This window comes from Roseovarius sp. THAF8, from assembly GCF_009363735.1.
Lineage (GTDB): Bacteria > Pseudomonadota > Alphaproteobacteria > Rhodobacterales > Rhodobacteraceae > Roseovarius.
The window spans coordinates 2333881-2352859 of record NZ_CP045410.1; the positions used below are offsets into that span (position 1 = coordinate 2333881).

21 protein-coding genes are annotated in these 18979 nt (G+C 64.5%); 6 read left to right on the forward strand and 15 right to left on the reverse strand.

Features of this window, described 5'->3' with window-relative positions; translation table 11 throughout:
* Nucleotides 1-7: 7 nt before the first annotated feature.
* From FIU85_RS11415 to FIU85_RS11430, 4 genes are read right to left on the reverse strand one after another with little or no spacing between them, the layout of a single operon-like run.
* Nucleotides 8-457 (reverse strand): MarR family winged helix-turn-helix transcriptional regulator, encoded by a 450-nt coding sequence (locus FIU85_RS11415; RefSeq protein ID WP_152496976.1) that lies wholly within the window; start codon nt 455-457, stop codon nt 8-10.
* Nucleotides 454-1284, reverse strand: a complete 831-nt coding sequence (locus FIU85_RS11420) for a carbon-nitrogen hydrolase family protein (RefSeq protein WP_152496977.1) — start codon at nt 1282-1284, stop codon at nt 454-456. Before FIU85_RS11420 ends, FIU85_RS11415 begins: the two co-directional genes overlap by 4 nt.
* Nucleotides 1281-1538 (reverse strand): glutaredoxin 3, encoded by a 258-nt coding sequence (gene grxC, locus FIU85_RS11425; RefSeq protein WP_152494281.1) that lies wholly within the window; start codon nt 1536-1538, stop codon nt 1281-1283. The genes FIU85_RS11420 and grxC overlap by 4 nt, the downstream gene beginning before the upstream one ends.
* 35 nt (nt 1539-1573) lie before the next feature.
* A complete protein-coding gene (locus FIU85_RS11430; protein ID WP_254702884.1) occupies nt 1574-2305 on the reverse strand; it encodes a double zinc ribbon domain-containing protein in 732 nt (243 codons plus the stop codon).
* A gap of 14 nt (nt 2306-2319) precedes the next feature.
* Here FIU85_RS11430 and FIU85_RS11435 point away from each other — a divergent pair, with 14 nt between their 5' ends.
* Together FIU85_RS11435 and hemH are read left to right on the forward strand one after the other, a co-directional pair.
* Nucleotides 2320-3135, forward strand: coding sequence for a methyltransferase domain-containing protein (locus FIU85_RS11435; RefSeq protein WP_152496978.1), 816 nt, complete (start codon nt 2320-2322; stop codon nt 3133-3135).
* A 60-nt stretch (nt 3136-3195) separates the two neighbouring features.
* Complete coding sequence (gene hemH, locus FIU85_RS11440) at nt 3196-4257, forward strand: ferrochelatase (protein ID WP_152496979.1); 1062 nt, start codon at nt 3196-3198, stop codon at nt 4255-4257.
* 236 nt (nt 4258-4493) lie between these two features.
* Here the strand turns inward: hemH and FIU85_RS11445 are convergent, their stop codons facing one another.
* Nucleotides 4494-5084, reverse strand: coding sequence for a L,D-transpeptidase (locus FIU85_RS11445; protein ID WP_152494278.1), 591 nt, complete (start codon nt 5082-5084; stop codon nt 4494-4496).
* Nucleotides 5085-5253: 169 nt separating this feature from the next.
* Between FIU85_RS11445 and FIU85_RS11450 the strand changes: the two genes are divergently transcribed.
* Entirely contained in the window at nt 5254-5769 is a 516-nt protein-coding gene (locus FIU85_RS11450; protein WP_152494277.1) for a CAP domain-containing protein, read from the forward strand.
* A 10-nt stretch (nt 5770-5779) separates the two neighbouring features.
* On the opposite strand, the gene FIU85_RS11455 is transcribed toward FIU85_RS11450, so the two are convergent.
* The 6 genes from FIU85_RS11455 to FIU85_RS11480 all read right to left on the reverse strand — a co-directional run bounded on the left by FIU85_RS11455 (nt 5780) and on the right by FIU85_RS11480 (nt 12353).
* Entirely contained in the window at nt 5780-6289 is a 510-nt protein-coding gene (locus tag FIU85_RS11455; protein WP_152494276.1) for a murein L,D-transpeptidase family protein, read from the reverse strand.
* Nucleotides 6290-6366: 77 nt separating this feature from the next.
* Complete coding sequence (locus tag FIU85_RS11460) at nt 6367-7590, reverse strand: class I SAM-dependent RNA methyltransferase (protein ID WP_152496980.1); 1224 nt, start codon at nt 7588-7590, stop codon at nt 6367-6369.
* Between the two features lie 3 nt (nt 7591-7593).
* Nucleotides 7594-9441: an ABC transporter ATP-binding protein gene (locus FIU85_RS11465; RefSeq protein ID WP_152496981.1), complete on the reverse strand. Its 1848-nt coding sequence runs from the start codon at nt 9439-9441 to the stop codon at nt 7594-7596.
* 170 nt (nt 9442-9611) lie between these two features.
* Entirely contained in the window at nt 9612-10769 is a 1158-nt protein-coding gene (locus FIU85_RS11470; RefSeq protein WP_152496982.1) for a CCA tRNA nucleotidyltransferase, read from the reverse strand.
* Complete coding sequence (locus tag FIU85_RS11475; protein ID WP_152496983.1) at nt 10766-11371, reverse strand: CoA pyrophosphatase; 606 nt, start codon at nt 11369-11371, stop codon at nt 10766-10768. The genes FIU85_RS11470 and FIU85_RS11475 overlap by 4 nt, the downstream gene beginning before the upstream one ends.
* Nucleotides 11361-12353, reverse strand: coding sequence for an Hsp33 family molecular chaperone HslO (locus FIU85_RS11480; protein ID WP_152494271.1), 993 nt, complete (start codon nt 12351-12353; stop codon nt 11361-11363). The genes FIU85_RS11475 and FIU85_RS11480 overlap by 11 nt, the downstream gene beginning before the upstream one ends.
* A 93-nt stretch (nt 12354-12446) precedes the next feature.
* Here FIU85_RS11480 and FIU85_RS11485 point away from each other — a divergent pair, with 93 nt between their 5' ends.
* Nucleotides 12447-12887, forward strand: coding sequence for an NUDIX hydrolase (locus FIU85_RS11485; protein ID WP_152496984.1), 441 nt, complete (start codon nt 12447-12449; stop codon nt 12885-12887).
* Here FIU85_RS11485 and FIU85_RS11490 read toward each other — a convergent pair.
* Nucleotides 12862-14091, reverse strand: a complete 1230-nt coding sequence (locus FIU85_RS11490) for a PP2C family protein-serine/threonine phosphatase (RefSeq protein ID WP_152496985.1) — start codon at nt 14089-14091, stop codon at nt 12862-12864. The two genes, FIU85_RS11485 and FIU85_RS11490, sit on opposite strands and share 26 nt — an antisense overlap.
* Before the next feature lie 187 nt (nt 14092-14278).
* Here FIU85_RS11490 and FIU85_RS11495 point away from each other — a divergent pair, with 187 nt between their 5' ends.
* Nucleotides 14279-14611, forward strand: coding sequence for an Hpt domain-containing protein (locus tag FIU85_RS11495; RefSeq protein WP_152496986.1), 333 nt, complete (start codon nt 14279-14281; stop codon nt 14609-14611).
* Here the strand turns inward: FIU85_RS11495 and ilvA are convergent.
* Nucleotides 14603-15838 carry a threonine ammonia-lyase IlvA gene (gene ilvA, locus FIU85_RS11500; RefSeq protein WP_152494267.1) on the reverse strand — a complete coding sequence of 412 codons (1236 nt, stop codon included), beginning with the start codon at nt 15836-15838 and terminating at the stop codon, nt 14603-14605. The two genes, FIU85_RS11495 and ilvA, sit on opposite strands and share 9 nt — an antisense overlap.
* Before the next feature lie 107 nt (nt 15839-15945).
* Between ilvA and FIU85_RS11505 the strand changes: the two genes are divergently transcribed.
* Complete coding sequence (locus tag FIU85_RS11505) at nt 15946-17172, forward strand: argininosuccinate synthase (RefSeq protein ID WP_152496987.1); 1227 nt, start codon at nt 15946-15948, stop codon at nt 17170-17172.
* A gap of 131 nt (nt 17173-17303) precedes the next feature.
* Here FIU85_RS11505 and FIU85_RS11510 read toward each other — a convergent pair whose 3' ends face one another.
* Nucleotides 17304-18035 (reverse strand): HAD family hydrolase, encoded by a 732-nt coding sequence (locus FIU85_RS11510; protein WP_152496988.1) that lies wholly within the window; start codon nt 18033-18035, stop codon nt 17304-17306.
* On the reverse strand, nt 18035-18943 hold the full coding sequence (locus tag FIU85_RS11515; RefSeq protein WP_152496989.1) for a D-amino acid aminotransferase: 909 nt from the start codon (nt 18941-18943) through the stop codon (nt 18035-18037). The genes FIU85_RS11510 and FIU85_RS11515 overlap by 1 nt, the downstream gene beginning before the upstream one ends.
* Nucleotides 18944-18979: the final 36 nt, after the last annotated feature.

Genomic DNA, 18979 nt, shown 5'->3' on the forward strand with positions numbered 1-18979 from the left:
ATAGACCCTAGTTTTCGTCCGACAGCTTCGCACGCATCTCGCGCAGCACGGGCAGGGTGGCGCGCACATTACCCTCGCCCAACTCGCTCACCACCTCGGTGATCAGCGGCATGATCGCGGAAATCGCCGCGTCCCGCGCCCGCGTTCCGGCGGGGCTGATCGACACCATCTTGCGCCGCGCATCGTCCCAGTCGGGCCGGATATGCACATATCCCGCCCATTCCAGCTTGCTCAGCGTGTTGGTCATCGCCCCGCGCGTCACGTGAAAGCTCTTGGCCAGCTGCGCCGGGCTCCGCTCGCCATTGGCCCGCGCGAGGTGATTCAGCACCGAGAAATGCGAGATCTCCATGCCTTTCGGCAGCACCCGGCTCAGCCGGCTCCGGATCAGCTGCTCGTTCGCTAGAACCTCGCTGAACAGCGAAACGGCAATCGAATGCAGCGTGTTATCCGTTGTCACGACCAAGTGATGTCGACCTCACTGTTTACCGCCGGTATCCGCGCCCGTGCCTGGGTCACCTCGTCCCGGTTCACGTCCACGAATACCACACCGGGGCCCGTTCCGGCATCTGCCAATACGTCACCCCACGGCCCCACGGCCAGCGAATGCCCATAAGTGCGGCGTTCCTTGCCGCGCGTGGCCGAATGTTGGCCGGTCTGTGCCGGGGCCAGCACATAGCACCCCGTCTCGATCGCCCGCGCCCGCAGCAGCGTTTCCCAATGCGCCTCACCAGTGGGCACGGCAAAGGCCGACGGCACCGTCAGGATCTCCGCCCCGGCCTGCGCCAACCGCCGGTACAGCTTGGGAAATCGCAGGTCATAGCAAACCGTCATCCCCACGGTGCCAAACGGCGTCTTGGCCGTCACACCCCGGTCGCCGGGGCGATAGCCCGCCGATTCCCTATATTGCTCCGTCTCGGAGACCTTCACGTCGAACATATGAATCTTGTCATACCACGCCGCTATCCCGCCCCTGGGGTCGATGAGAAACGAGCGATTGGCAAAACGACCGTCCGCATCATCCGTCTTGACCGCAATCGACCCAATCAGCACCCAGATCCCCAGCCGCTCCGCCTGTTCCCGAAGGCCCGCGAGCGTCGGATCGTCCTCCTGGTGGCGCAGCACTTCCTTCTGCCGCGTCCGGCTGGCCGACAGGCAATTCGTCACTTCGGGCGTCAGAACGAACCCCGCGCCACCCGCCGCCGCCTCGTCGATCAGACCTTGCGTGACCGGCAGGTTCTCGTCCGGGTTATCCGACGAATTCAGCTGGATCAGGGCCGCTTTCATGCCTTCAGCAGCGCATCCAGCTTGCCCGCCCGGTCCATCGCGTAAAGCTCGTCACAGCCACCCACATGCACGTCGCCCACGAAAATCTGCGGCACCGTCCGCCCGCCATTCGCGCGCTGCGTCATCTCGGCCCGCTTCTCGGGCTCCCGCCCCACGTCGATCTCGGTGTACTCCACGCCCTTTTGCGACAACAGCCGCTTGGCCGCGTGGCAAAATCCGCAAAGCTGCGAGGTGTAGATTTCGACGGGTCTCATGACAGGGTCCAATCCTTTTCTTGGCTGGACCTTATCTAAGCATCCTTTACCACGCGCGCCAGTGTCAGTGTCCTGACCTCCGCCGCGCCCCCGGCCAGCAAGGCACCCGCACAGGCCGCCAGCGTCGCGCCCGATGTCATCACGTCATCGACCAGTATCACCACGCGCCCATCGATCCTCACGCGCCGCCCCTGACGCACGCCTATGGCCGCATCCAGCGTTGCGAACCGCGCCTCCATGCCCATTCCGTCCAGCGACGGCGTCCGCCTTACCCGTTCCAGAACGTCGGGGCACCACGCCGCATTCACCTCTTTCGCCACCGCCTGGGCCAGCAGGGCCGACTGGTTGAACCGCCGTTTCAACAGCCGCGTCCAGTGCAAAGGCACCGGGACGAACAGACACTCCGGCACCAGCAGCGGGGCCGCCGCCCCTTTCATCCACGTCGCCGCCAGCGGCACAACGTCATGCCGGTCGCCGTGTTTCAAGGCCAGCACCAGCTTGCGCGCGTTGTCCTTGTAGATCAGCGCCGCGCGCCCTTTCTGCCAGGGCCGCGCCACCCGCAAGCAGTCGTCACAGCGCGCGTCGCTTCCCGCCTCCTCCCCGGGCAACGGACAGCCACACAGGTCACAGACCAGCCCGGCCAACACCGGCGTATCCCGCCAACAAGGCCCGCACAGGCCGAACTCGCTCTCCACCAGCCCGCCGCACAAGGTGCAGCGCGGCGGATAGACCACGCGAAGCGCCGTTTGAATTGCCTCGAAAGCCACTCTATTTAGCCACCATGACCAGAACCCTCACCGATCGCCGCGCGCTTCAGCGCCACCGCCAACGGGCCAGCCGCGCCCCCGCGCTGTTCCTGCACGAGACCGCGATCGACGAGGTCAAGGATCGGCTGAGTTTCGTTAACAAATCGTTTACGCAGACGAGTATCGTCGCTGGCCTCCCCGATCCGTGGACGGCCGCCTTCCCCGAAGCGCAGATCATCGAAGACGCCGAAACCCTCGCATTAGAGCCTGACTCGCGGGACCTGATCCTGCACGCCATGTCCCTGCACTGGGCCGACGATCCGGTGGGCCAGCTGATCCAGTGCCGCCGCGCCTTGCGCCCCGATGGCCTGTTCATCGCCGTCTTCTTCGGCGGCCAGACCCTGCATCAACTGCGCGCCGTTCTCGCCCAGGCCGAATCCGACCTGCGCGGCGGCCTGTCGCCCCGCGTCCTGCCCATGGGCGATATCCGCGACCTCGGCGCGCTCCTGCAACGCGCCGGTTTCGCGCTGCCCGTGGCCGACACCCTGCCGCTCGAGGCCAGCTACGAAAACCTTGTCGCCCTGATGCACGACCTGCGCGCCATGGGCGAGGCCAATGCGCTCGACGCCCGGCCCCGCAGATTCACCCGGCGCGACGTGCTTTTGCGCGCCGCCGACCTCTACGTCGAAACCTTCGCCACCCCCGACGGCCGCATCCCCGCCACCTTCGAGCTTATAACCCTCACCGGCTGGGCCCCGTCCGAAGACCAACCCCAGCCCCTCCGCCCCGGAAGCGCGACAACACGTCTCGCCGACGCGCTTGGCACGTCCGAGACCAAGCTCAAAGATTGACGACCGACCGCAATCCTTTATGTGTCCGTGATCCAATCCGACAAGAAAAGACGCCCGCCCATGTTTGACGCCGCCAAGAACAAGACCTGTCCGGTCCACGCCCCGTCCGACCATCCGGCCATCCCGGACCCCAAGACGGGCGTTCTCATCGCCAATCTCGGCACGCCCGACGATTACGGCTACTGGTCCATGCGGCGTTATCTCAACGAATTTCTGTCGGACCGCCGCGTGATCGACTATTCGCCCTGGCTTTGGCAGCCTCTTCTGCAACTGGTGATCCTGTCGAAACGCCCCTTCACCAGCGGCGAGGCCTACAAATCCATCTGGAACGAGGACAAGGGCGAAAGCCCCCTGATGACCATCACCCGCGACCAGACGACCAAGCTGTCCGAGGCGCTGCAGGCCCGGTATGGCGACAATGTCATGGTCGATTTCTGTATGCGCTACGGCAACCCGTCGACCAAATCCAAGGTACGCAAGCTGGTCGAGGCTGGCTGCACCCGGATCCTCTTTTTCCCGCTCTACCCGCACTATGCCGGCGCCACCTCGGCCACCGCGAACGACCAGTTCTTCCGCGCCCTGATGGACGAAACCTGGCAGCCCATCGCCCGCGTGGTCGAACCCTATTTCGAGCACCCGCTTTATATCGAGGCGTTGGCCCAATCGGTCGAAAAGGCCTATGCAGAGACTGACAAGAAGCCCGAAATCCTCGTCGTCTCCTACCACGGAATGCCGCAACGCTACCTGAAACAGGGCGACCCGTACCACTGCCAGTGCCAGAAAACGACGCGCCTCTTGAGGGAGCGTCTGGGCTGGGACGACACCCAAATCACCACCACCTTCCAGTCCGTCTTCGGCCCCGAGGAATGGCTGCGCCCCTACACGGTGGAACATGTCGCCAAGCTGGCCGAGGACGGCAAAAAGAACATCGCCGTCATCGCCCCCGCCTTTTCCGCCGACTGCATCGAAACGCTCGAAGAGATCAACGAAGAGATCAAGGAAAGCTTCGAGGAGGCCGGCGGCGAGGAATTCCTCTATATCCCCTGCCTCAACGACAGCGACGCCCATATCAAGGCGCTGAGCACGGTGATCGAAGACAACCTCAAGGGCTGGCTGGACTGAAGCGGTCGGAACAAATGGCACACGTCATCCCGGACTTGATCCGGGATCTCGTGGGGCAAGAGATCCTCTGGTCAAGCCAGAGGATGACATAGGGTCAGAAGGCGCAGGGGGCGGTCTGGCGATCGCGCGGCGGCCTGCGGCCTTGGGTCCGCGTGAAGCAACTTGATCCTCCAAACAACAGAAAAGGCAGCGCCAAAACGCTGCCCCTTTTCGTCTCTATTCCAGCGCAAAACGCCTCAGATCACCAGCACCTGCGTGCCCACCTTGGCCCGGGCGAACAGCTTCGCGATATGCTCGTTGTAAAGCCCGATACACCCGTTCGACGACCGCCGCCCGATCTTGCGCGTGTCATGCGTGCCGTGGATCCGGTAATAAGTCCAGCCCAGGTACAGAGCATGGGTGCCCAGCGGATTGTCCGGCCCCGGCGGCACATAGGACGGCCAGTCCGGGTTCCGCTTCAGCATCGACGGCGTCGGCCGCCAGTCCGGGCCCTCCACCTTGCGCACCACCCGCGTCCGACCCCGCCGTGTCAGCTCCTCGGACATCGGGATGCTCGACGGGAACAGGAACTTCGTCTGCCCGTCCTCGTCCCAGAAATGCAGCGCGCGGGACGAGATATCGACCAGGATCGCACCATTCCTCAGGCTCTTGAAATGCGGCCGCCAGTCCGCTGCGCGAAAGCTCGAAATGTTGCGCCGCACCGTCTGGGTAATCGCGCTCTCCATCTCGGTGGTGCCGGTCTGCGCCAGCGCGGGCGCGCCCAGCGAAACGGCGGTGCCGGCCAGGAAAGCGCGCCGGCTGAATGTGTTTTTGGGATATAGGGACATGTCTGTCTTCCAACTGTCTGCTTTGGAACTGATCGCAGCATATGGCGCGAATGCCTCAGTCGCAAATCAAACCGGCAACATTCGGGCACCTGACGTGGTTGTGGGTTTGAAAGACCACTCAAGCCGCGCTAAGAGGCGAGTCGAACGAACTTCTGGGTGGTAGAGACTGATGACGCGTATTTTTGGCCTGCTGGTTTCCGCACTTGTGCTCTTGTCGGCCTGTGCCGCGCCGCCGCCGCAATCCACTGTCGGCCCCGACGGCGAGCCGCTGCAGCAGGTCTACCGCATCCGCCCGGGCCAGACCGCTGAAATCCAGTACCGGATGCTCGACGCCGTCAATGCCCTGCGCCAGGCCGCCGGGCGCCCGGCCGTTCAGCTGAACGCGCAGCTCAACGCGGCCGCCGCCACCCATTCGCGCGACATGTCGGTGCAGAACCGCCCCTGGCATTTCGGCTCCGACGGCTCCTCGCCGATCGACCGGGTCCGCCGCGTCGGCTACAGCGGCGACCTGGTCGGCGAGAACATCTCGGAAACCTACGAGACCGAGCTTGAAACCCTGACCGCCTGGATGGACGAGGCGTCGACCAAGCAGGTCATCATGGCACCCGACGCCCGGCAAATGGGCTTTTCCTGGGAACAGGAACGCAACGGCAAGATCTGGTGGACGCTGGTGATGGGCAAGTAAGCCCAGCCCATCACGGCATGATGCGGATCGGGGTGCCGTTGCGCACCATCGCATAGATCTTTTCCATTTCCTTGTTCCGGACGGAAATGCACCCGGCGGTCCAGTCACGGCCAAGCCGCCGCTTCCGAATCCAGCCCAGATCATTGGGCTCGCCGTGGATAAAGATATCCCCGCCGGGCTTCTTGCCCTGCGCCTTGGCAAAGGCACGGTCCGCCTCGTTGGGGTACGAAATCCCCAGCGACAGGTGGAACGAACTGTTCGGATTGCGCCGGTCGATGAAATAATCGCCTTCCGGCGTCTTGCCATCGCCCTCGAACTGCTTGTGCCCCGCGGCGGTAAAGCCCAGGTCCACGTCATAGGCCTTCAGCACCTTGTCGTGGTGGAAAAGGTACATCCGCCGCCGGCTCTTGCTGATCAGAACCTGCGTCACTTCCGGCCCGTTATAGGATTTGAACTTCGATCCACAGGCCGCCAGAAATGCGCTGGCGACCGACAGAAGCATGAAATTTCTGCGATTCATTGCTCGATTAACCTGTTGCCTGTCTCTGGCCGCATTTTACACAGTCAGGACCGCCGCGTCATTTCAATTTTGTGCAATCAGCCTGTTTTGCGGCGGATTGCGGCAACCAGTTCGACATGCACCGACCAGCGAAACTGGTCGACCGGACGCACCCACTCCACCACGTAGCCTGCATCGGTCAGGATCTTCGCATCGCGCGCGAATGTCACCGGGTTGCAGGACACGTAGGCGATCACGGGCACATGAGCTTCGGCCAGTTCGCGGCATTGCGCCTCGGCGCCGGCGCGCGGAGGGTCGATCACCGCGCCGCCGAACCGTTTCAGGTCCTCGGCCATGACAGGCTGGCGAAACAGGTCCCGCACCTCGACCGTCACTTTCTTCAACCGCGCGCTGTGCCGCCATCCCTCGTCCAGCGCCCGCGTCATCCCCGCGCTGCCTTCCACGGCATGCACCGCCCGCTCGCGCGCCAGCGGCAGAGCAAAGGTGCCGCATCCCGCGAACAGGTCGATAACAGGCTCTGTTCCGGCCAAAATCGCCGCAACCTCATCCTGCAACAGCCGCTCGGAGTCCTTGGTTGCCTGCAGGAACGCCCCCGGCGGCGGGGTCACGGCGATCCCGTCGAAATCCTGCATCGGCGGTCGCCGCGTGACCACGGTTTCCTCGTCCCATGTCAGCCGCGCCAGGTCTTCGCTCTCGGCCAGTTGCGCCAGCGCGATCCGCAGGGGCCCATCCAATGACTTGCCTCCCTCCACGCGCACGTCCAGCCCCGCCTCGGACAAGGCGACCGCGACGCTCAATTCGCCTTTCCGGCTGGTGCCGATCCGGGCCAGCGCCTGCGCCACGCGGGCGCCTTCCAGCAGTTCCGGCACCACCACCTGGCATTCGCTCAGTTCCACGATCACGTCCGACCCTTTGGCGTGAAACCCCGCCGTCGCGCCTTTCTTGGTGCGGCGCGCCGAAAACCCGGCCCTGCGCCGCGCGTTGGCCGGCGATACGGCGATCTCGCGCATCTCGGTCTCGATCCCCTGGGCCGCCAGCGCCTCGCGCACGATCCCGGTCTTCCAGTCGGCCAGAAATCCGTCATCGGCGTGCTGCAACTGGCACCCGCCGCAGGATTTGTAATGCCGGCAAGGCGCCTTCACCCGTGTCGCGGCGGGCTCCAGGATCTTCACGTCCCGCAGAACGTTGCCCTCGAGCGTGCCGGTCACCCGCTCGCCGGGCAGCGCGCCGGGCGCATATACCGGTCCCTCGGCAATCCCGTCGCCCAGATGCCCCAACCGCTCGATCATGACTTCGGACATGCCCTACTCCGCCGCCTCGTCCTCGTCGGCATTGATGAACCCGCCCGACTGGCGGCTCCAGAACCGGGCGTACAGCCCGCCTTGCGCCAACAACTCGGCATGGCCGCCTTCCTCGACGATTCGACCCTGATCCAGCACAACAATGCGGTCCATATGCGCAATCGTCGACAGGCGGTGGGCAATCGCGATCACCGTCTTGCCTTCCATCATGCCATAGAGCGTTTCCTGAATCGCCGCCTCCACCTCACTGTCCAGCGCACTGGTCGCCTCGTCCAACAGCAGGATCGGCGCGTCCTTCAGGATCACCCGCGCCAGCGTGATCCGCTGCCGCTGCCCGCCCGACAGCTTCACGCCGCGCTCTCCGACATGCGCGTCATACCCCGTGCGCCCCTGCGGGTCCTGCAAATCGAGGATAAAGTCATGCGCCTCGGCCTTCTTGGCAGCCTCAAGCATCTGCGCCTCGCTCGCCTCGGGCTTGCCATAAAGGATGTTGTCCCGCACCGAGCGGTGCAGCAAAGAGCTGTCCTGCTGCACCATCCCGATCCGGTCGCGCAGACTGTCCTGGGTCACCTTGGAAATGTCCTGACCGTCGATCAGTATCTGTCCCTTCTCGGCGTCGTAAAACCGCAAAAGCAGCTTGACCAGGGTCGATTTTCCGGCCCCCGACCGGCCCACAAGTCCGATCTTCTCGCCCGGTTGGACATTCAGCGAAATCCGGTCCAGACCGCCGCTGTCACGCCCGAAATGATGCGAAAGCTCCCGCAGTTCGATCCGGCCTTCCTGCATGTCCAGCGGCTTGGCATCCTTCGCGTCCACAAGGGTGATCGGCTGGGCAATCGTCTCCATCCCCTCGGCCACGACCCCCAGCTGCCGAAAGAACGAGGTCAGCGCCCACATGATCCACCCGGTCATCGCGTTCAGCCGCAAGGTCAGCGCCGTCGCCGCGGCCACCACGCCGACACTCGCCTGCCCCTGCATCCACAGCCAGAACGCCCAGCCGACAACGGCCACGATCAAGAGGCCATTGAGCAGCGTCAGGACCACGTCCATCACCGTGTAGATCCGCATCTCGTTCTGGAAGGTCTGCCGCGCGTGTTCGATCGCCTCCTTGGCGTATTCCACCTCGCGCGTGTTATGCGCGAACAGCTTCACCGAATGAATGTTGGTATAGGCGTCCACCACGCGCCCCGTCACAAGGCTGCGCGCATCCGACGCCGCTTTCGAGGCCGGCTGCACCCGCTTGACCGTCCAGTGCACCAGGAATCCGTAGAGCGCCAGCCAGCCCACCAGCGGCAGCATCAGCCGGGGGTCGGAATCGCTCAGCAATATGCCCGCCCCGATGATATAGGCGATGGAAAACGCGATGGCGTCGAATGCCTGGAAGACCGCCTCGCCCGCCGCCGGCGGGGTCTGCATGATCCGGTTGGCGATCCGTCCGGCAAAGTCGTTCTCGAACCAGCCCACCGATTGGCGCAGCACGTGCTTGTGCGCCCGCCAACGGATCAGCGTGCCGAAATTCGGCAGGATCGTGTTGTTCAGCAACATCACGTCGAACGCCTGGATTGCGGGACGTACAGCCAAGATGAACACCGCCACCACGATGATCTCGGTGCCGTAATCCCGCCAGACCTCCATCGGGTCGCCCGCCAGGATGTCGACAATCCGCCCCATGTAGTAGATCAGCCAGATCTCGATGGCCGCCACCACGACCGACATGATCCCGGCCATCCAGAACACCCGGCGAAACGGCACCATGTACAGCCGCATGAACGGCCACAGCCGCGTCGGCGGCGTGTCCGACTCCTCATACGGCACATAAGGATCAACGAGGTTTTCGAAAAACTTGAACATGGAGGGGACTCCGCGAAGGAATAGACATGACAAAGGGGCGCGACGCCGCGCACGGGATCACTTCCGCGATCCGGCGCTTATGAGCGTTCGAAGTCCCCGATAAGCATGTCTCAACCTCCATGTGGTGGGGGCAAGATGCCGCCAAATTCCGGCGAAGTCAAATGACCCTTTCATGTCGCCAGTTTCAGCAGCGCCTGCCGGTCGAGCGCAAACCCCGACGCGATCCACGCATCCTCCAGTTCTTTCAGGGCCTTGCCCAATGCGGGACCTTCCAGCGCCGGCATCAGGTCCTGCGCGTTGATAGGAAACACCGCGTTCGCCCCCAACTCTGCGGCGGCAAAGGCGTGACGCGGAACCGGCAGCTCGAACAGCGCGGCGCGCAACAGCACGATGTCCCGCGCCGTCTCCGCCCCGTAGTGATACCCCAGCGCCTCGGGCGGCTGCGGGCCCGCGGCCTCGTTGCGCAGACCCTCCAGCCGCCGCGCATCCTTCCGGCTCAGGCGCAGCGCGTCGGCCGGATTGTCCCCACCCAGCGCCGCCAGCCGCCGCATCGCGTCCGGGTCAAACCCGTGCATCTCTTCCAGATGGACCAGCGGCGCCAGGGCCCGGTCATCGGATCCAGGCAGGACACGCGTCAGAACGCCCGCCTGCCGCATCGCCGCGACCGACGGCGCAGGGTCGCGCGCCGCCAGCAGTTTGACCATCTCCCCTCCGATCCGCTCTTTCGACAGCCCGTCGATCCCGTCCGCCAGCGCCGCGCAGGCCGCCAGCCCGTCCGGGTCCAGACCCCCCGCAGGGTCCCCATAGGCCACGTGAAAGCGAAAGAACCGCAGGATGCGCAGGTAATCCTCCCGTATCCGCGTCTCGGCATCGTCGATGAACCGGATGCGCCGCGCCGCGATATCCGGCAACCCGCCCAGCGGGTCGATTACCTCACCCTTTCGCGTCGCATAGAGCGCGTTCACCGTGAAATCCCGCCGCCGCGCGTCACTTTCCACGTCATCGGCAAAGGCGACCACGGCGCGCCGCCCGTCCGTCTCCACATCCTTGCGAAAGGTCGTCACTTCGAAGGGCACGCCCCGGCAGACCACCGTCACCGTGCCATGCTCGATGCCCGTGGGCACCGGCTTCATCCCCGCCGCCTCTGCCAGCGCGACAACGGCATTTGGCCGCGCGTCCGTGCTGATGTCGATGTCGTTCACCGCCACGCCCATCAGCGCGTTTCGCACGCAGCCGCCGACCAACAGGGCGCGATGCCCGGCTGCCTCCAGCATCCGGCACACGTCCTGCGTCTCGCCCGCGTCGATCCAGTCACCTGTCAGGGTCATGCGCCCAAGCGTACAGCCTCGGCCATCGCGCGCAACATCCGCGCGGTCGCGCCCCAGATGTAATAGGGGCCATACGGCACCGTGAAATAATGCCGCCGCGTCCCGCGCCAACGCCGGGATTCGACCCTGAACCGGCCCAACTCCAACACGTGCTCCAACGGAACCGAGAACACTTCCTCCACTTCGCCCGCCTCGGGCACCGGCGAAAACGGCGTCGAGATCACCCCGATCACCGGCGTCACGTGGAAACTCGTCACCGTCTCGTGCGGCGGCAACGTGCCCAGGACCTCCACCTTGTCCGGGTCCAGCCCGATCTCCTCGTGCGCCTCGCGCAGGGCGGCGGCCACGATATCGGCGTCACCGTCCTCCTGCTTGCCACCGGGAAACGCCACCTGCCCCGGATGATGCTGCAAGGCCGAGGACCGCTTGGTCAGCCACAGCCGGGTGCCCGCTTCCGTCACCTCGATCGGCACCAGCACCCCGGCGGGCCGCAGCTTGCGCCCCTCCGGCAGTACCACATCCGGGTTCAGATCGTAATCCGACGACGGCGCCATGTCGCCCTGCAACGCGCCGCGCAGGGTCGCAATCAGGTCACTCGTCATCGCCCTTCGCCTCGGCCTCGAAACCCAGCGTCGCCGGGTCGAGCGTGTAATGCGCCCCGCAGAACTGGCAATCGGCGGTGACCGTGCCCTCGTCGGTGGTCATGTGCCCGATATCCTTGGCCGAATAGATCGACAGGCTGTTGCGCAACCGCTCCTCGGAACAGGTACAGCCAAAGCGCACCGGCTGAACGTCGAAGACGCGCGGCGTTTCTTCGTGAAACAGACGCACCAGCAGGTCGGTCGACGACACCGACGGCCCGATCAGTTCCAGGTCCTCGACCGTATCCAGCAGGGTGTTTACGCGGTTCCAGTTTTCCTCGCCATCCTCATCCAGGATATCCGAGGCCGACAGCAGCCCGTCTTCGCCGCTTCCGCCACCGCTGGCAAAGGGCGACGCCTTGGGCATCATCTGGATCATCACGCCGCCCGCGCGCCAGTGCTCGCGCCCGTCGCCCTCGGTCGAACGGCCATAGCTCAGGGCAAACCGCGTCGGCAATTGCTCGGACTGCGCGAAATAGGCCTCGGCGCAATCGCTCAGACGCGTGCCCGCAATCGGCGTGATTCCCTGGTAGGGCGCGGTATCCTTGCCCTGGTCCAGAATCACCGCGAAATACCCTTCGCCGATCTGCTCGAACGGCGTGGCATCGGTAATCTGCTCCGGGTCGAAACTGGCATAGGCGCGGATCTTCGCGGGCTCGCCATCCTCGGACGGGGCGAAGTAATCCGTCGCGATCATCCGCACCGGGCCTTGTGACTGCACCTGCAAAGACAGCTTCCAGCGCAGCTTGATCGTCTGTCCGATCAGCGCCGTCATCAACGCCATCTCGGCGATCAACGCCTCCACCGGCGCGGGGTAATCATGCTGTTTCAGCACACCATCCAGCACACCGTCCAGCCGCACCACGCGGCCGCGCACGTCCGACTGGTCCAATTGAAATGGCAGGACGGTATCGTCCCAGGCGATCTTCTGGCCGAGTGTCATCGCGTATCCTTTGGGGGGTTTTCTTGTGCGCCCGTTCTTGGCATATCGCGACTATATATGCGCAACAAGGCATACTCCAAGGGGGGCCGCGCCATGCGACGCTTCGGCAAGCCGCCAAGGCCCGACATCCGATACACCGCGCGCCCCGGCGCCTACGCCATCCTGCCGCGCAACGGAAAACTGCTGCTGACCTGGCAGGAAGAGCCCAAGCCCGAGATGCAATTGCCCGGCGGCGGCATCGACCCCGGCGAATCGCCCCTGCAGGCCCTGCACCGCGAAGTGTTCGAGGAAACCGGCTGGCGCATTGCCGCGCCCCGGCGGCTGGGGTCGTTCCGCCGCTTCGTCTACATGCCGGAATACGATCTCTGGGCCGACAAGATCTGCATCATCTACCACGCCCGCCCGGTGCGGCCCCTCTCGGCACCGTCCGAACCCGGCCATACCGCCTTTTTCGCCGATCCCGAAACCGCCGCGCGCCATGTCGGCAATCCCGGCGACGGGCACTTCGTCAGGGCGCTTTTCCGACTGGCCTGAACTCCAGCAGCACCGCCGACACGTCGTCGTCGAAATCGTCGCGCCCGGCATACTCCGCCAGCTTCCAGATCACCGATTCCAGCAACGCCATGCCTTCGGTCTGGCGCAGCTCGCGCAGGATACGCCGCACCCCGTCCTCGCCCAGCAGCCTGCCCGCGCGATCCGCGCATTCGTCCACCCCGTCCGAATGCAGCAACAGCCGGTCCCCGGGATACAGCTGCACCTCGAAAGCGTCATACGTCGCGCCGTCGATCAGCCCCACGGGCAGGCCCCCCGGCCCGTTTATCTCGACCCGCCCGTCGGCGCGCTGGATGGCCGGGCACGGGTGCCCCGCCTGCGCCATGGTCACGCGCCCGGTGGCAAGATCGACATCGGCCAAGAGCATCGTGAAATAAAGTTCAGTCTCTATTTCACCCAGAAACATCTGGTTCAGGTCCGCCAGCACCTCGTTCGGCGGCCGCGGCAGAAACCCATCCGGGCCATGCACCAGCGCCACGTTCTGCTCGGGCGTGGTGGCCGACAGGTATCCCGCCAGCCGCGCCGTCATCAGGGCCGAACTCACGCCATGCCCCGACACGTCTATCGCATAAAGACCGATCCGCGTCTCGCTGACCGGAAAGACCCCCACCAGGTCGCCTCCCACATGCGCCGCAGAGCGCAACAGCAACGACACCTGCGCCGGGCCAAACTCGCGGTAGCGTTCGGAAATCAGGGACTGTTGCAGCTTCTTCGCCTCGATCAGGTCACTGTCGAGCGAATCGTAAAGCGCCTGCAATTCCGCCAGCGTTTCGCGCACCAGCCGGTTTGTCTCGCTCAGCTCGCGCTGCATCCGCACGATCCGGTCCCCCGCCGCGATCCGGGCTCGCAGCTCGCCCGGGTTGATCGGCTTCGTCAGGAAATCGTCCGCCCCGGCATCGAGGCCCAGCGCCACCTCTTCCTTTTCGCTTTTCGAGGTGACGAGGATGAAATACCCATAATCCTCTCGCGGCAGCGCCCGGAACGCGCGGCACAGCTCCAGCCCGTTCATCCCCGGCATCATCCAGTCGCTGATCACCAGGTCCGGCGGCGCCGCCTCGCAAATCGCCAGCGCCTCGGTCCCCGACCCCGCCTCGACCACGTCCAGCCCCAGCCGCGACAGGGCCGCGTTGATGATGCGCCGCTGCAACCGGCTGTCATCGACAACCAGCACACGGCGTATGCTCATCTGATCGGGCGGCGGATCTATCGCCTTGCTGGGGTGGGCCGACACGGGTCTTGCCTATGCGTTTTGACCCATATGCAACCACGCCCCCCTTAATGCCATGTGAAGCCTAAAATGCCGCCTAATTCGCCCCGGCCCTTCACCGGCCTTTAATCGAGTGCCCCTAGCGTCCGGCAGAAAGGAGGCTGCCATGATCGATTGGAACCGTGTGACCCAGTTGCGCGACGAAATCGGGCCCGAGGATTTTGACGAGGTGGTCGAGATCTTCCTCGAGGAGGTCGAGGAGGAGATTGCCGAGCTTCGCGCCAACCCCGCCCCCGAAACGCTCGAGGCCAAGCTGCATTTTCTCAAGGGCAGCGCGCTCAACCTCGGCTTCGATGACTTTTCCAAGCTCTGCAAGGATGGCGAACTCACGGCCGCCCGCGGCGACGCCACGGATATCGACCTCGCCCATATCGTCGAGACCTACACCTCGTCCAAGACCGAGTTCCTGGGCGAACTGCCCCGCCTCACCTCAAATTAGGAACTCCGCCAGGATCTGGTCATTGGTGATATCGCGGTGCTCGAACCCGCCCGCGGTCATCTCCGCCTCGATCCTCTGGAAATTGGCCGCGTCACTGGTCTCGATCCCGATCAGGACCGAGCCGAAATTGCGCGCCGATTTCTTCAGGTACTCGAACCGCGCGATATCGTCGTCCGGCCCCAGAATCGTCAGGAAGTCCTTCAGCGCCCCGGGCCGCTGCGGCATCCGCAGCACAAAGTATTTCTTCAGCCCCGCGAACCGCTGCGCGCGCTCCTTCACTTCCGGCAGGCGTTCAAAATCGAAATTCCCGCCCGAGGTCACGCAGACGATCTTCTCGCCGGGGCTTATATCCAGGTCCTTCAGCGCATCCACCGCCAGCGCACCTGCCGGTTCCAGCACCATGCCCTCGATGTTCAGCATCTCCAGCATCGTGGTGCAGACCCGATCCTCGGCCACGGCCAGAACGCTTGCGGAATCCACATCGCGCAACCGCTCAAACGTCCGCGCCCCGATCTGCGCCACAGCCGCCCCGTCGGCAAAGGTGTTCACGGATTTCAGCCGCACAGGCGCCCCGGCCTGCAACGCGGCGGCAAGACAAGCGCCGCCCATCGGCTCCACGAACACCATGTTCGCCTCCGGCCCGAAATAACTGCGCACGCCCGACGACAGGCCCCCGCCGCCCACCGGCAGCACGATCCGGTCCGGCACCACGCCCAACTGCGCCTCGATTTCCACCGCGACCGACGCCTGCCCCTCGATCACGTCCTCGTCGTCAAACGGCGACAGGAAATGCCCGCCCACCTCGGCGCAATAGGCTTGCGCCTTGGCCAGCGTGTCGTCGAAATAGTCCCCAACCATGCGGATCGTCACTGCATCGCCGCCAAACTTGCGCGTCTGGCCGATCTTCTGCTGCGGCGTCGTCACCGGCATGAAGATCACGCCCTTCACCCCGAAATGCCGGCACATGAAGGCCACGCCCTGCGCATGGTTGCCGGCACTGGCGCAAACGAACACCGGCGCATCCTCGCCCGCCGCCATCACCTTGCGCATCGCGTTGAACGCCCCACGCAGCTTGTAACTTCGCACCGGGCTCAGATCCTCGCGCTTCAGGTACACCTCCGCGCCGTACCTGTCGGACAGGTGCGCATTGCGCTGCAGCGGCGTCGGCTCGAAGACGGCGCGCATTTCGGCCTCGGCGGCCCGGGCCTTGGTTCGGAAATCGCTCATGCCCCGTCCTTCGCTCATCGCGGCCCGCGTGACAAGCCTCCGCCGCCTTGCCCCGCCTGTGAAAACCCGGTAATCGCCCCTGCAACATCATGCAAAGGGGTACCAAGATGTCCGCGCCCAAGAAAGTCGTGCTGGCCTATTCCGGCGGCCTCGATACGTCGATCATCCTCAAGTGGCTGCAAACCGAATACGGCTGCGAGGTCGTGACCTTCACCGCCGATCTCGGTCAGGGCGAAGAGCTCGACCCGGCCCGCAAAAAGGCCGAGCTTCTGGGCATCGACCCCGCAAATATCTACATCGAGGATATCCGAGAGGAATTCGTCCGTGATTTCGTCTTCCCGATGTTCCGCGCCAACGCGCTCTACGAGGGCCAGTACCTGCTCGGCACCTCCATCGCGCGCCCGCTCATTTCCAAGCGCCTTGTCGAGATCGCGGCCGAGACCGGCGCCGATGCCGTCGCCCACGGCGCCACCGGCAAGGGCAATGACCAGGTCCGGTTCGAACTGGCCGCCTACGCGCTCAACCCCGATATCAAGGTCATCGCCCCTTGGCGCGAATGGGACCTGACCTCGCGCACCCGCCTGATCGAATTCGCCGAGAAGAACCAGATCCCCATTGCCAAGGACAAGCGCGGCGAGGCGCCGTTCAGCGTGGACGCCAACCTCCTGCACACCTCATCCGAGGGCAAGGTGCTGGAAGACCCCGCCGAGCCGGCACCCGACTACGTCTACCAGCGCACCACGAACCCCGAGGATGCGCCCGACGTCCCCGAACTCGTCGAGATCGGGTTCGAAAAGGGCGACGCCGTGTCGATCAACGGCGAGGCCATGTCCCCCGCCACGATCCTGACCAGGCTCAACGAGCTGGGCGGCAAGCATGGCATCGGTCGACTCGACTTCGTCGAAAACCGCTTCGTCGGCATGAAGTCCCGCGGCATCTACGAGACCCCCGGCGGCACGGTCCTTCTCGAGGCGCATCGCGGCATAGAGCAGATCACGCTCGACAGCGGCGCGGGCCACCTCAAGGACAGCCTGATGCCCCGCTACGCCGAGCTCATCTACAACGGCTTCTGGTACAGCCCCGAGCGCGAGATGCTGCAAGCCGCCATCGACAAAAGCCAGGAACACGTCACCGGCACCGTACGGCTAAAGCTTTACAAAGGGTCGGTCACCTGCGTCGGTCGCTGGTCCGATCACTCGCTCTATTCCGAGGCCCACGTGACCTTCGAGGAAGACGCCGGCGCCTACGACCAGAAAGACGCCGCAGGGTTCATTCAGTTGAATGCCCTGCGCCTGAAACTTCTCGCCGCGCGCAATCGGCGCCTGAAAGGCTAGGCGCGGCAACTCAGACGGGCCGACGCGCGTTCGGCCCGTTCACCACGGCGTTCTGCAAAATCGGCACCGTCGCGATACCACTGAAATACCGACGCGATACCGACATGCCAAATCAGGCTCTGATTCGCCCGTTAACCCTGATACGGTGCGTTAACCGCTTCCCCGCGCAACGCCTCGTAATAGGGCATCGCGGCGGCGGACAGATCAGCCTTCCACCCGGTCAGTTCCGGCACCTCTCCCTCGGCCGATGCGAACCCGGTCGAGCCGTGCACAGCCCCGTACCAGTGGCTGGCCCAGACCCCATCATCCGCGTGCCCGCCCTTGGGCCAGCGCAGCATGTCCGGCGTCCATTCCAACCCGATCCGGTCGCACAAGGCCCGCAAGTGCCCCTCGGGATCGCGCCGGATATCGGCGCTGTCGATCACCACCGGATCGCCACCCAGCGCCTTGACCTGGTCGAACAGCTCCGCCTGCTGACGAAAGCCGATATCGTCCAGCGTGGGCTTTTCGTACTTGGCGGAAAAACTCGCCACCACCCGCGCCGGATGCCGGATCAGGAACACGTTCACCACGTCCCGGATCCAGTCGCGCGGCACGCCGTCTATCATGTGCTGCGCCATGTGCTTGTGATAAAAGTGCTGCTTTCCCTGTGGGATAGGCCCCATCAGCCCGGCGACCACATCCGCAGGATCACACGGTTGCGAGGCAATGATCTCGTCCCGCATCGGGTGCTCCAGCCCTGTCATCGTCAGGTAGGCGGCATAGAACGGCTCATCGATCACGGCGCAATCGCCCCGCGCCGCAAAGGCATACATCATCGCCGTCGACAGGTTGCGCGGCCCCGACCACATCGCGATCCGCATCAGGCGCATTCCTTGGCGATCAGGTCCTTGTAAAGCGCTTGGATCCGCTTCGTCACCGGCCCGGCCTCGCCATCGCCAATGGGCCGCCCGTCGATCTCGCTCACCGGCGTCTGCGCGCCGAATGTGCCGGTCAGAAACGCCTCCTCCGCGCCATAGGTATCCACCAGAGAATAATTCCGCTCGTGAACCGGAATGCCGTTTTCCCGGCACAGGTCGATGACTTTCTGCCGCGTGATCCCGTTCATGCAATAGTCCCCGGTCGAGGTCCAAACGGCCCCTTTACGAACGATAAAGAAATTGCAGGCATTAGTCGTGTTCACGAACCCATGCACATCCAGCATCAAGGCTTCGTCCGCACCCGCTTTTTCCGCGGCGATGCAGGCCAGGATGCAGTTGAGCTTGGAATGCGAATTCAGCTTCGGGTCCTGCGTCATCGGCAGGCCCCGGAGATGAGGCACAGTGGCCAGCCGTATGGGCCGCGCAATCTTGGGGCGCGAATGCTCCATGATGATCGTGACCGTCGGCCTCTGCCGCGACAGGCTCGGGTGCTGGAACGGTCGCGTCTTGACGCCCCGCGTCACCATCAGGCGTGCATGGGCATCGCTTGTCATGTCGTTAGCTTTCTGCGTGTCCAGAATGGCTTGCAACACCTCCTCGCGCGACAGGCCGATATCCAGGTCAATCGCCTTCGCCGCCTCGAACAACCGATCCAGATGCTCATCGACAAAGGCCCACGTCCCGTCATACAGCCGAAGACCTTCCCACACCCCGTCGCCCAGCATGAAGCCGCTGTCATAGACACTGACCAGCGCTTCTGCCTTCGGCACGATCCGCCCGTTCAGCCAGATCAGGATGTCCTCGTTCCGCGCATCCTCTTCCGCCTGGTGTGTCGTCTGATGCTCTGCCATACCCGTCGCCCTTTCGCTTTGTTACAAACCGCCCCG